Origin of the sequence: Streptomyces sp. 5-10, from assembly GCF_014712245.1 — a bacterium.
GTDB classification, from domain to species: Bacteria; Actinomycetota; Actinomycetes; order Streptomycetales; family Streptomycetaceae; genus Streptomyces; species Streptomyces violaceusniger.
Window position 1 is genome coordinate 1 of the sequence record NZ_JACVYG010000060.1, and the last position, 12306, is coordinate 12306.

Annotated in this window: 11 protein-coding genes; 8 read left to right on the top strand and 3 right to left on the bottom strand. The window is 72.6% G+C overall.

The genetic code is table 11. The annotated features are described in order from the left end of the window. The 4 genes from ispG to IEJ02_RS40435 form a co-directional block, all read left to right on the top strand. Positions 1 to 1005, top strand: a 1005-nt coding sequence (gene ispG / locus IEJ02_RS40420) for a flavodoxin-dependent (E)-4-hydroxy-3-methylbut-2-enyl-diphosphate synthase (protein ID WP_191069343.1), incomplete at its 5' end; no start/stop codon positions are given. Positions 1006 to 1131: 126 nt separating this feature from the next. Continuing rightward, positions 1132 to 1977 (top strand): GNAT family N-acetyltransferase, encoded by an 846-nt coding sequence (locus IEJ02_RS40425; RefSeq protein ID WP_191069344.1) that lies wholly within the window; start codon positions 1132 to 1134, stop codon positions 1975 to 1977. 25 nt (positions 1978 to 2002) lie between these two features. Next, positions 2003 to 2569, top strand: coding sequence for a GNAT family N-acetyltransferase (locus IEJ02_RS40430; RefSeq protein WP_191069345.1), 567 nt, complete (start codon positions 2003 to 2005; stop codon positions 2567 to 2569). Between the two features lie 189 nt (positions 2570 to 2758). Further along, on the top strand, positions 2759 to 4477 hold the full coding sequence (locus tag IEJ02_RS40435) for a proline--tRNA ligase (RefSeq protein WP_191069346.1): 1719 nt from the start codon (positions 2759 to 2761) through the stop codon (positions 4475 to 4477). Positions 4478 to 4717: 240 nt separating this feature from the next. Here the strand turns inward: IEJ02_RS40435 and IEJ02_RS40440 are convergent, their stop codons facing one another. The 3 genes from IEJ02_RS40440 to IEJ02_RS40450 are packed head-to-tail and all read right to left on the bottom strand — an operon-like array spanning position 4718 to position 6791. Further along, complete coding sequence (locus IEJ02_RS40440; RefSeq protein WP_191069347.1) at positions 4718 to 5662, bottom strand: aminoglycoside phosphotransferase family protein; 945 nt, start codon at positions 5660 to 5662, stop codon at positions 4718 to 4720. A gap of 31 nt (positions 5663 to 5693) precedes the next feature. Further along, on the bottom strand, positions 5694 to 6197 hold the full coding sequence (locus tag IEJ02_RS40445) for a ferritin-like domain-containing protein (protein WP_191069348.1): 504 nt from the start codon (positions 6195 to 6197) through the stop codon (positions 5694 to 5696). Between the two features lie 33 nt (positions 6198 to 6230). After that, complete coding sequence (locus tag IEJ02_RS40450) at positions 6231 to 6791, bottom strand: hypothetical protein (protein WP_191069349.1); 561 nt, start codon at positions 6789 to 6791, stop codon at positions 6231 to 6233. Between the two features lie 323 nt (positions 6792 to 7114). Here IEJ02_RS40450 and rimP point away from each other — a divergent pair, with 323 nt between their 5' ends. The 4 genes from rimP to infB all read left to right on the top strand — a co-directional run bounded on the left by rimP (position 7115) and on the right by infB (position 12285). Beyond that, complete coding sequence (gene rimP, locus IEJ02_RS40455) at positions 7115 to 7639, top strand: ribosome maturation factor RimP (protein WP_191069350.1); 525 nt, start codon at positions 7115 to 7117, stop codon at positions 7637 to 7639. 2 nt (positions 7640 to 7641) lie between these two features. Continuing rightward, the gene (nusA, locus tag IEJ02_RS40460; protein ID WP_137979803.1) at positions 7642 to 8634 is read left to right on the top strand and encodes a transcription termination factor NusA; all 993 of its coding nucleotides are present in this window, start codon (positions 7642 to 7644) and stop codon (positions 8632 to 8634) included. Positions 8635 to 8731: 97 nt separating this feature from the next. After that, positions 8732 to 9019 (top strand): YlxR family protein, encoded by a 288-nt coding sequence (locus IEJ02_RS40465; RefSeq protein ID WP_191069351.1) that lies wholly within the window; start codon positions 8732 to 8734, stop codon positions 9017 to 9019. Between the two features lie 152 nt (positions 9020 to 9171). After that, complete coding sequence (infB, locus tag IEJ02_RS40470; protein ID WP_191069352.1) at positions 9172 to 12285, top strand: translation initiation factor IF-2; 3114 nt, start codon at positions 9172 to 9174, stop codon at positions 12283 to 12285. Positions 12286 to 12306: the final 21 nt, after the last annotated feature.

The window sequence follows — 12306 nt, forward strand, 5'->3', positions numbered from 1 at the left end:
GCGACGTTGCAGCAGATCGCGGAGTTGACGGCGTCGGGGTGCCAGATCGTGCGGGTGGCGTGTCCGTCGCAGGATGACGCGGACGCGTTGCCGGTGATCGCGAAGAAGTCGCAGATTCCGGTGATCGCGGACATTCATTTCCAGCCGAAGTACGTGTTCGCGGCGATCGATGCCGGGTGTGCGGCGGTGCGGGTGAATCCGGGGAACATCCGGCAGTTCGACGACAAGGTCAAGGAGATCGCGAAGGCGGCGTCGGACGCGGGTGTGCCGATCCGTATCGGGGTGAACGCGGGGTCGCTGGACAGGCGGTTGCTGGAGAAGTACGGCAAGGCCACGCCGGAGGCGCTGGTGGAGTCGGCGTTGTGGGAGTGCTCGCTGTTCGAGGAGCACGGTTTCCGGGACATCAAGATCTCGGTGAAGCACAACGATCCGGTGGTGATGGTCAACGCCTATCGTCAGCTGGCGGCGCGGTGTGACTATCCGCTGCATCTGGGGGTGACGGAGGCGGGTCCGGCGTTCCAGGGGACGATCAAGTCGGCGGTGGCGTTCGGTGCGCTGCTGAGCGAGGGGATCGGGGACACGATCCGGGTGTCGTTGTCGGCGCCTCCGGCGGAGGAGGTCAAGGTCGGGATCCAGATCCTGGAGTCGCTGAATCTGCGGCAGCGGCGGCTGGAGATCGTCTCGTGTCCGTCGTGCGGTCGGGCGCAGGTGGATGTGTACAAGCTCGCGGACCAGGTCACGGCCGGTCTGGAGGGCATGGAGGTTCCGCTGCGGGTGGCGGTCATGGGGTGTGTCGTCAACGGCCCCGGCGAGGCGCGCGAGGCGGACCTGGGGGTCGCCTCCGGCAATGGCAAGGGGCAGATCTTCGTCAAGGGCGAGGTCATCAAGACCGTGCCGGAGTCGAAGATCGTGGAGACCCTGATCGACGAGGCCATGAAGATCGCCGAGCAGATGGAGAAGGACGGCACCGCCTCCGGCGAGCCCCAGGTCTCGGTCAGCGGCTGAAGCGCCCCCGGGAGGCGCACAGGGCCCCTGGAAAAGGCGATGAGGGGCCCTCTTGGCCTGCGCGGTAGAGTCTGAGGATCGACGTCCCCGGCCCGCGGGCCCGCACCACGTGAGGCAGACCGACACGTGCTGACCACGTCCACCACCAGGGTCCTCGAGCCCCATGAGCTCGACGCGGCCCTTGCGGTGCTCGACCGCGACCCCGTCTCGAACGCCTTCGTGGCCGCCCGCGTCCAGGTCGCCGGCCTGGACCCGTGGCGGCTCGGCGGCGAGATGTGGGGCTGGTACTACGGCGGACGGCTGGAGTCGCTCTGCTACGCCGGGGCGAACCTGGTGCCCATCTGCGCCACCCCCGAGGCCGTGCGCGGCTTCGCCGAGCGCGCCCGCCGGGCGGGCCGCCGCTGCTCCTCGATCGTCGGCCCCGCCGAGACCACCGCCGGGCTGTGGTCCCTGCTGGAGCCCAGCTGGGGCCCGGCCCGCGAGGTCCGCGCCCGTCAGCCGCTGATGGTCACCAGCTCGATGCCCGCCGACGTCCCGCCCGATCCGCTGGTGCGCCGCGTCCGCAAGGACGAGATGGACGTGATCATGCCGGCGTGCGTGGCGATGTTCACCGAGGAGGTCGGGGTCTCCCCGCTCGCGGGCGACGGCGGACTGCTCTACCAGGCGCGGGTCGCCGAGCTCGTCACCGCCGGGCGCTCCTTCGCCCGGGTCGAGAACGGCCGGGTGGTGTTCAAGGCCGAGATCGGCGCGGCCACCCCGCACGCCTGCCAGATCCAGGGCGTATGGGTGGCCCCCGAGTACCGCGGCCGCGGTCTGTCCGAGACCGGAATGGCGGCCGTGCTGCGCTATGCGCTGAGCGAGGTCGCCCCGGTGGTGAGCCTGTACGTCAACGACTACAACACCGCGGCCCGCGCCGCGTACCGCCGGGTCGGCTTCCGGGAAGTCGGCGCGTTCATGAGTGTGCTGTTCTGATCGACGGGCCAGTAGGGTGCCGCCCATGCTGCATCTTCCCGGGGGGCGGACCCCGGAACCCGAAGACGTCGTCGTCGGGTCGCTCGACCTCGCCGCACGCGTGGACGAAGCGCTCGCCGTCCAGGCCGTCGCCTTCGGGCTGACGGACGAGGAGGTCGGCGTACGACGCCACATCGTGCTGCGCCACCTCAAGAGCCCGGGCGCCCGCGCGCTCGGCGCGACCACGCCCTCCGGACGGCTCGTCGGCTTCGTCTACGGCATGCCGAACAACCGCACCCACTGGTGGTCCACGGTCGTCCAGCCGTATCTGCGCGCGGCCGGGCACGAGGACTGGCTGGACGACTCGTTCGTCATCACCGAGCTGCACGTCCACCCCGAGTACCAGAACCGCGGCATCGGCCGGCAGCTGATCACGACCATCACGGACGGCGCCGCCGAGCCGCGCTCGATCCTGTCCGCGATCGACATCGAGAGCCCGGCCCGCGCGCTCTACCGCTCGCTGGGCTACCGCGACCTCGCCCGCCCCGTGCTCTTCCCGAGCGCCCCGAGCCCGTACGCCGTGATGGGAGCCCCCCTGCCGCTGCGCCGCTGACGCGTTCGCGGATCGGATCTTCACGGGCCCGCGCCGCGCTGCGGGGCAGGCCCGCACCCGCGGGCCCATCCGCCAGGAGATACCGGGGACGGGGCTTCGACGGGGCGTCCTCGACGCCTTACGCATTTCCGGGAAACCAGCCCGGGCGGCTAACCTCCTGAACATCCCATCGCACGCAGGAGAGACCCCATGGCCCACGCCGTCAACGTCCAGCGCATGTCCACGATGATGCTGAAGACGCTGCGCGAAGACCCGGCGGACGCCGAGACCGCCAGCCACAAGCTGCTCGTCCGCGCCGGGTACGTCCGCCGCGCCGCCGCGGGCATCTGGACGTGGCTGCCGATCGGCAAGAAGGTCCTGGAGAACGTCTCGCGGATCGTCCGCGAGGAGATGGACGCCATCGGCGCCCAGGAGGTCCTCCTGCCCGCGCTGCTGCCCCGCGAGCCGTACGAGACGAGCGGCCGCTGGGACGAGTACGGCGATCTGCTCTTCCGGATCAAGGACCGTAAGGGCGCCGACTACCTCCTGGGCCCGACCCACGAGGAGATCTTCACCCTGACGGTCAAGGACCAGTGCACGTCCTACAAGGACCTGCCGGTCATGCTCTACCAGATCCAGACCAAGTACCGGGACGAGGCCCGCCCCCGCTCGGGTGTGCTGCGCGGGCGCGAGTTCCTGATGAAGGACTCGTACTCCTTCGACACCACCGACGAGGGCCTTGCCGAGTCCTACCGGCTGCACCGCGAGGCCTACCAGCGGATCTTCCAGCGCCTCGGCCTGGACTACCGCATCGTCTCCGCGGTCTCCGGCGCGATGGGCGGCTCGGCATCCGAGGAGTTCCTGGCCCCGGCGGCGGCCGGCGAGGACACCTTCGTCGACTGCCCGAACTGCGACTACGCCGCGAACACCGAGGCGGTTACGGTGACCGTGCCGCCGGTCGAGGGCGCCGGGCACGGCCCCCTCGAGGAGCTGGACACCCCCGACACCCCCACCATCGAAAGCCTTGCCGAATACCTCGGCGTCCCGGCCTCCGCCACCCTGAAGAACCTCCTGGTCAAGGTCGACGGCGAGATCACCGCGGTGGGCGTCCCCGGCGACCGCGAGGTGGACCTGGGCAAGCTGGGCGAGCACCTGGCCCCCGCCGTCGTCGAGCTCGTCACGGCCGAGGACTTCGAGGGCCGCCCCGAGCTGGTGCGCGGCTATGTCGGCCCGCAGGGCCTGGCGGGCAAGTCCTTCCGCTACATCGCCGACCCGCGCGTCGCCCCCGGCACCGCCTGGGTGACCGGCGCCAACAAGCCCGACACCCACGCGCGCAACGTGGTCTGCGGCCGTGACTTCGAGGTCGACGAGTACCTGGACGTCGTCGTGGTCGAGCCGGGCGACCCCTGCCCCCGCTGCGGTGCGGGCATCGAGCTGGACCGGGCGATCGAGATCGGCCACATCTTCCAGCTCGGCCGCAAGTACGCCGACGCCTTCCAGCTCGATGTGCTCGGCCAGAACGGCAAGCCGGCGCGGGTCACGATGGGCTCGTACGGCATCGGCGTCTCCCGCGCCGTCGCGGCCCTCGCCGAGCAGACCCACGACGAGTCCGGCCTCTGCTGGCCCCGCGAGGTCGCCCCGGCCGACGTCCACATCGTCGCGGCGGGCAAGGCCCTCCAGACCGAGATGGCCCTCGACCTCGCCGAGAAGCTGGGCACGGCGGGCCTGCGCGTGATGGTCGACGACCGTGCCGGCGTCTCCCCGGGCGTGAAGTTCACCGACTCCGAGCTGATCGGCGTCCCGACCATCCTGGTCGTGGGGCGCGGCGCGAAGGACGGCGTCGTCGAGCTGAAGGACCGCCGCACGGGCGAGCGCGAGGACCTTCCCGTCGACGAGGCCGTCGCCCGCCTCACCGCCACCACCGACTGACGGCCGTCACCGCACCCGCCGCTCCCTGAACGCCGGCTCCCGTGCTTCTGGGAGCCGGGGGCGCCGGTGCTTGATGGGCCCGCGGGGAGTGGCCGGGCGCGAGTTCCGTCGCGCGCCTTAGGCGCATGCGGGGCGCGGGCGCGCCGGGGCGCGCCCCCCGCCCCCCGCCTCCTGTCCCGCCGCCCGATCGCGCCGAAGGCGCGGGACGAAGGCCGCGCCCGGCCGCGCCGAGTGGCCCCGTCAGAGCCAGCCCGCGAACTCCAGCAGCAGCTCCGCGCGGCGGCGGTCGCCCGCGGCGGCGTGGCGCAGGCCCATGTCGACGGCGCGGTAGAGGGACCAGCCGCGCAGCCGGTCGCGGTCGACGTCCAGGGAATCCGCCAGCTTGGCGACCCGGCGGCGCGCGGCCGCCGCGGGGCCGGGTCCGGCGGCCAGGTCCTCGCAGCGGTCGAGCACCAGCCGCGCCAGGTCGTACGCGCGCTCGCCCACGACCGGCGCCGGACCCACCGCCAGCCAGGGCGCGCGCTCCCCGGCCAGCACCTTCCCCTGCCGGAAGCCGCCGTGCAGCAGCACCTCCTCGGGCGGCTCGGCGGGCAGCGCCGCCCGCAGCTCCAGCGCCTCGTCGGTCAGCGGACGGGCGTCCGCCGCCCAGTCCCCGGCACCGAGCGCCCGCAGGATCTCGCGCTCCTCCTCCGTACGCCCGGTGACCGACGCGAACGGATGCCCCTCGGGCGGCGGCACCCACAGCCGCCGCACCGTGCCCGCCGCCTCCAGCAGCGCCTTCGGCTCGGGCAGCGAGCGCAGCGACACCGCGCCGTGCAGCCGCTCGAGCAGCAGCGCACCGGTGTCCGGGGCGGCGCGCAGCAGCCGGGCCGCGCCCCAGCCGTTCCAGTGCGCCAGAGCGGCCCGCTCACGGTCCGCGTCCGGGCCGGGGACCGGGAACTTCAGCGCCGCCGGGGTGCCGTCCGCCTGCCGTACGAGCGCGACGAGCCCGCGACGCCCCCCGGGTGCCGCGACCCGTTCCAGGGTCAGCTCCCAGGCCGCCAGCTGCCGCTCGGCCGTCTCGGGGAGGGCGTCCAGCCAGCCCCGCACGGCGCTCGACGGGTCGTCGCCCAGCGCGTCCAGAAGCCGCTTCGGCACGGGGACGCGGTCCGTATCGCGGCCGCCGGGCCGTGGTGCCGATGCCATTCCTGAGCTGTCCCCTCCACCATCAATGACGTCACACCCCGTCCGACCCACCGCTCGGCGACGCCGACGCGGTGGCCGGTGTGGCGTGTTCGGTGAGCCCAGGGAAGGCTACGCCGCCGCCCCGCCAGCGCACCGCCCGGACCGCCGCCTCCCGCAGCGCGCCCGCCGCCTGGCGGCGCAGGGATCCGGTCGAGGCCCGTACGAGGTCGGCATAGACGGCGGCGACCCGGTTCTCCAGCTCGGCCGCGAGCCGCACCGCGGCGGGCGCGTCCGGCACCGCGAAGGGCAGGGCGTAGGCGGGCGCCGCGCTCGTGGGGCGGCCGCCGAGGTCGCGCACGGTGCGGGTGAGGTCGTCCCGGCGCGCGCGGTGCGCGGCGTAGCCCTCGCGCGCCTCCGCGAGCCGGTCGTCGCCGATCCGCCCGCCGACGACGCCGTAGCCGTACACCGCGGCGTGCTCGGCGGCGAGCGCCGCCTGCGCGGCCCTGAGCGCCGCGGCGCGTTCGCCGACGGCCGGACGGTCTGCTCGAGCGGACATGTCAGTACCCCTTCCCGGTGGTCCCGAGCGTGATCACGAGTCGGTGTCGCGCTGCGTGAGGAGATACACGTGGGCGGCGCCGCAGGCCGCGACGGAGGCCAGCAGCCGGGCCAGTTCGGGCGGCGCGGTGGCGAGCGCGGCGGTGCGGGTGTCGGCGGTCCGCCGCTCGGCCTGGGCGAGGGCGGTCAGGGCCTGCTTCGCGTCCTTCGGGACCTGCGGCACCCGCCGCCCGCCCGCCGAGGGCGAGCGCGACACGGTCGCGGAGGGGGAGGGGGACCGGCCCTCGGCGGTGAAGACCGCGACATGCCGGGCCGTCTCCTCCCGCAGCGGCGCCAGCCGTTTCGCAAGGGCGGGGTGCGCGTCCACGGTCGCGTCGTAGCGTGCGAGGAGCGCGGTGGAGTCCCGCGCGCCCCGCGCCCGCAGCAGCGCGACATGCGCCCCGCCGTCCGCCTCGCGCTTGGCCTCGGAGCCGTCGGAGCAGCCGCTCAGCAGCGCGACGGCCCCCAGCGCTCCGCCGCCCAGCAGCAGACTCCGCCGCCGGGTCACCGGCGCGGCCCAGGCCGAAGCCGAAGAGGCGGCGGACGCTGAAGGCACAGCGGACGCGGTGGAGACAGCGGAGGCGGTGGACGCGATGGAGATAGCGGACGCGGTGGAGACGGTGGAGACAGCGGACGGCGCGTCAGGCGCGTCAGGCGCGGATGTGGCACGGGGCGGGGGAGTGGTGATCGACACGTTCCTCTTTCCGGGCTGCGGCCGCTCCCGGCCGCCGGTAGTGATCACAGCAGGCGAGCGTACCCGCGCCGAGGCCGTCTGCCCGGCAGCGGCCACCGAATCGTCAGCCCGCCGCCGGAACAGATAGGCTTTGACCTGACACGCGACCTTCCCACAACAGCACACGCGGCCGAGGAGTCACCCGGATGAGCACCACCCAGAGCGAGAGGCTGCGCGGACTGCTGGAACCGCTCGTCAGCGCGCGAGAGCTGGATCTGGAAGAGGTCGAGGTGACACCGGCCGGGCGGCGGCGCGTGCTGAGAGTGGTCGTGGACTCCGACGACGGCGTCCAGCTGGACACGTGTGCGGAGCTGAGCCGGGACATCTCCAAGACCCTCGACGACACGGACGCCATGGGCCAGACCCCGTACGTCCTCGAGGTCACCTCTCCCGGCGCCGAGCGCCCCCTGACCGAGCCGCGCCACTACCGCCGCGCCACCGGCCGCCTCATGAGAGCGCGCCTCGCCGACGGCGGCGAGCTGGTGGCCCGGATCGTCTCGGTGGACGACGAGGGCCTCGATCTGGAGGTCCCCGGTGTGAAGGGTCGCAAGCCCACCGCCAGGCGGCTGGCCTTCGAGGAGATCTCCAAGGCCCGGGTGGAGATCGAGTTCAACCGCAAGCCCGCGGACAAGGCCGCGGGCGAGGACGACGAGAGCAAGGAGGAGGCGTAGCCGTGGACATCGACATGAGTGCCCTGCGGGGTCTGGTGCGAGAGAAGGAGATCTCCTTCGACCTGCTGGTCGAGGCGATCGAATCGGCCCTCCTCATCGCCTACCACCGCACCGAGGGAAGCCGCCGCCGGGCCCGCGTGGAGCTCAACCGCGACACCGGCCATGTGACCGTATGGGCCCGCGAGGACGCCGAGGACCTGGAGGAGGGGCAGGAGCCCCAGGAGTTCGACGACACCCCCTCCGGCTTCGGCCGGATCGCCGCGATGACCGCGAAGCAGGTCATCCTCCAGCGGCTGCGGGACGCCGAGGAGGAGATCACCTTCGGCGAGTACGCGGGGCGGGAGGGGGACGTCGTCGCCGGCGTCGTCCAGCAGGGCAAGGACCCCAAGAACGTGCTGGTGGACATCGGCCGTCTCGAGGCGATCCTGCCGGTGCAGGAGCAGGTCCCGGGCGAGGACTACGCCCATGGCACCCGGCTGCGTACGTACGTCGTACGAGTCGTCAAGGGTGTGCGCGGACCGTCGGTGACCCTTTCGCGTACGCATCCCAATCTGGTCAAGAAGCTCTTCGCGCTCGAGGTGCCGGAGATCGCGGACGGCTCGGTGGAGATCGCGGCGATCGCCCGTGAGGCGGGCCACCGCACCAAGATCGCGGTCCGGTCCACCCGTGCGGGGCTGAACGCCAAGGGCGCGTGCATCGGCCCGATGGGCGGGCGGGTGCGCAGCGTGATGGCCGAGTTGCACGGCGAGAAGATCGACATCGTCGACTGGTCGGACGACCCCGCTGAGCTCGTGGCGAACGCGCTGTCACCCGCGCGGGTGAGCAAGGTCGAGGTGGTCGATCTGGCGGCCCGCTCGGCCCGGGTCACCGTGCCGGACTACCAGCTCTCCCTCGCCATCGGCAAGGAGGGGCAGAACGCCCGGCTGGCGGCGCGGCTGACCGGCTGGCGGATCGACATCCGGCCGGACACCGAGCAGTCGGGTGATCAAGGCTGATTCAGGCCGGATCCTCCGGGATCCGGGCCACAATCGAGTGACGATTCGATCACTCCCCCCAAGGGGTGAGGTCGGTACGGGGAGGTAGACTTAACCAGTGTCTGGCCGCACGCGAGCTGGTGCCTGCCCTGAGAGAACCTGTGTGGGATGCCGGGATCGGGCGGCCAAGGACGATCTGCTGCGCATCGTGCTGGTCGAGGGTGTTTGTGTCCCCGATCGGCGCGGTACGCTCCCCGGTCGGGGTGCTTATGTTCACCCCACACGGGTCTGCCTTGACCTGGCGGTTCGCCGCCGGGCCTTTTCCCGGGCCTTCAGGGGGCCGGGAGCGCTCGACACCACGGCGCTCCGCCGGTTTGTCGAGCAGGGTGAACAGGCGACACCCTGAGTAGTTGGAAGAACGGCACGGGACACCGTGCGGTCAGGTACCTCGCGAGTCGGAAGTAGGTCGAGATTGCGATGAGCACTCGATGAGTACGCGATGAGTACGCCCATGAAGTAGCGACGGTCCGGCGACAACCCGGACCTAAAAGGAGCGAAGTGGCTAAGGTCCGGGTATACGAACTCGCCAAGGAGTTCGGAGTTGAGAGCAAGGTCGTCATGGCCAAGCTCCAGGAACTCGGTGAATTTGTACGTTCGGCGTCCTCGACGATCGAGGCGCCGGTTGTGCGCAAGTTGACTGACGCTTTCCAGGGTGGCAACGGCTCAGGCCGCGCCGCCGGTAAGCCCTCGGCGCCGCGCAAGGCGACGCCCAAGCCGCCGACCCCGGGTCCGGCGGCGGCGGCCCGTCCGGCCGCCCCCAAGCCCCCGGCGCCCGGCCCCAAGCCGGGTGGTGCCCCCGAGGGCCAGCGCGGCACCCCCTCCGCGGCGCCCACTCCGGGCCCGCGTCCCACGCCGGGTGCCCGTCCGACCCCCGGCCCCAAGCCGGGTCCCGCGCCGGCGGCTCCGGCGCAGCCCGAGTTCACCGCGCCGCCGACCCCCGCGCCCAAGCCCGCGGCGGCCAAGCCGGGCGCGCCCGCCAAGCCGGGTGCCACTCCCGGTCCGCGCCCCGGCGGCCGTCCGGGCGGCCAGGGCCAGGGCCAGGGCGGCCAGGGTCAGGGTGGTCAGGGTGGTCAGGGCCAGGGTGGCCGTGGCGCCCCGCGTCCGGGTCAGGAGCGTCCGCGTCCGGGCGGTCCCCGTCCGGCCGGTCCCCGTCCCGGTAACAACCCCTTCACCTCCGGTGGTTCCACCGGTATGGCGCGTCCGCAGGCGCCCCGTCCCGGCGGCGCCCCGCGTCCCGGCGGCCAGCCCGGCGGCGGTCCGCGTCCGCAGGGCGGCGGCCAGGGCGGTCCGGGCCGTGGCCAGGGCGGCCCCGGCGGTCCCCGTCCCACTCCGGGCCAGATGCCCCGTCCGCAGGGCGCCCAGGGTGGCGGCGCGCGTCCGGGTCCCGGCGGCCCGCGCCCGAACCCGGGCATGATGCCGCAGCGTCCGGCCGCGGGCCCGCGTCCGGGCCCCGGCGGCGGTGGCGGTCGCGGTCCCGGTGGCGGCGGTCGTCCCGGTGGCGGCGGTCGTCCCGGTGGCGGTGGCGGCTTCGCCGGCCGTCCCGGCGGTGGCGGTGGCGGTCGTCCCGGTGGTGGCGGTGGCTTCGCCGGCCGTCCGGGGGGTCCCGGCGGCGGTGGCGGCTTCGGTGGCGGCGGTGGCCGTCCCGGCTTCGGCGGCCGTCCCGGCGGTCCCGGTGGCCGCGGTGGCACCCAGGGCGCCTTCGGCCGTCCCGGCGGTCCGGCGCGTCGTGGCCGTAAGTCGAAGCGGCAGAGGCGCCAGGAGTACGAGGCCATGCAGGCCCCGTCCATCGGCGGTGTGATGCTGCCGCGCGGCAACGGCCAGACGGTCCGGCTGTCGCGGGGTGCCTCGCTGACCGACTTCGCGGAGAAGATCAACGCCAACCCGGCGTCCCTGGTCCAGGTGATGTTCAACCTGGGCGAGATGGTCACCGCGACGCAGTCCGTCTCCGACGAGACGCTTCAGCTTCTCGCCGACGAGATGAACTACAACGTCGAGATCGTCAGCCCGGAGGAGGAGGACCGCGAGCTTCTCGAGTCCTTCGACATCGAGTTCGGCGAGGACGAGGGCGGCGAGGAGATGCTCTCCGCGCGTCCGCCGGTGGTGACCGTCATGGGTCACGTCGACCACGGTAAGACCCGACTGCTGGACGCGATCCGCAAGACCAACGTGGTCGCGGGCGAGGCCGGCGGCATCACCCAGCACATCGGTGCCTACCAGGTCTCGACCGAGGTCAACGACGAAGAGCGCAGGATCACCTTCATCGACACCCCGGGTCACGAGGCGTTCACCGCCATGCGTGCCCGTGGTGCCAAGTCGACCGACATCGCGATCCTCGTGGTGGCGGCCAACGACGGTGTGATGCCCCAGACGATCGAGGCGCTGAACCACGCCAAGGCGGCCGATGTGCCGATCGTGGTCGCGGTCAACAAGATCGACGTCGAGGGCGCGGACCCGACCAAGGTGCGCGGTCAGCTGACCGAGTACGGCCTGGTGGCCGAGGAGTACGGCGGCGACACCATGTTCGTCGACATCTCCGCCAAGCAGGGTCTGCACATCGACAGCCTGCTGGAGGCCGTCGTCCTCACCGCCGACGCCTCGCTCGACCTGCGGGCCAACCCGGAGCAGGACGCACAGGGCATCGCGATCGAGGCCCACCTCGACCGCGGCCGCGGCGCCGTGGCCACCGTGCTGGTCCAGCGCGGCACCCTGCGGGTCGGCGACACGATGGTCGTCGGCGACGCGTACGGCCGCGTCCGGGCGATGCTCGACGACAACGGGAACAACGTGGCGGAGGCCGGCCCGGCGACCCCGGTCCTGGTGCTCGGTCTGACCAACGTGCCCGGTGCGGGTGACAACTTCCTCGTCGTGGACGAGGACCGCACCGCCCGCCAGATCGCCGAGAAGCGCGCCGCCCGCGAGCGGAACGCCGCCTTCGCCAAGCGCACCCGCCGGGTCTCCCTGGAGGACCTGGACAAGGTGCTCAAGGCCGGTCAGGTCCAGCAGCTCAACCTCATCATCAAGGGCGACGCGTCCGGTTCGGTGGAGGCCCTCGAGTCCTCGCTGCTCCAGCTCGACGTCGGCGAAGAGGTGGACCTGCGGGTGCTGCACCGCGGTGTGGGTGCGGTCACCGAGACCGACATCGACCTGGCGACGGGCTCGGACGCCATCGTCATCGGCTTCAACGTGCGCGCCGACGGGCGTGCCACGCAGATGGCCGAGCGCGAGGGCGTGGACGTCCGCTACTACTCGGTCATCTACCAGGTGATCGAGGAGATCGAGGCGGCCCTGAAGGGCATGCTCAAGCCGGAGTACGAAGAGGTCGAGCTCGGTACGGCGGAGATCCGCGAGATCTTCCGCTCGTCCAAGCTGGGCAACATCGCGGGTGTGCTCATCCGCTCCGGCGAGGTCCGGCGGAACACCAAGGCCCGCCTCATCCGCGACGGCAAGGTCGTCGCGGAGAACCTCAACATCGAGGGTCTGCGTCGCTTCAAGGACGACGTCACCGAGATTCGCGAGGGCTTCGAGGGCGGTATCAACCTCGGCAGCTACAACGACATCAAGGTCGACGACGTCATCGCGACGTACGAGATGCGCGAGAAGCCGCGCGGCTGACGAGCGGCGGCGGCCGGGGCC

Excerpts from the sequence above, each read along its gene's own strand:
- rimP (WP_191069350.1), top strand. The coding sequence starts at position 7,115 with ATGAGCACCACCCAGAGCGAGAGGCTGCGCGGACTGCTGGAACCGCTC.
- IEJ02_RS40435 (WP_191069346.1), top strand. The coding sequence starts at position 2,759 with ATGGCCCACGCCGTCAACGTCCAGCGCATGTCCACGATGATGCTGAAG.
- IEJ02_RS40445 (WP_191069348.1), bottom strand. The coding sequence starts at position 6,197 with ATGTCCGCTCGAGCAGACCGTCCGGCCGTCGGCGAACGCGCCGCGGCG.
- IEJ02_RS40440 (WP_191069347.1), bottom strand. The coding sequence starts at position 5,662 with ATGGCATCGGCACCACGGCCCGGCGGCCGCGATACGGACCGCGTCCCC.
- IEJ02_RS40430 (WP_191069345.1), top strand. The coding sequence starts at position 2,003 with ATGCTGCATCTTCCCGGGGGGCGGACCCCGGAACCCGAAGACGTCGTC.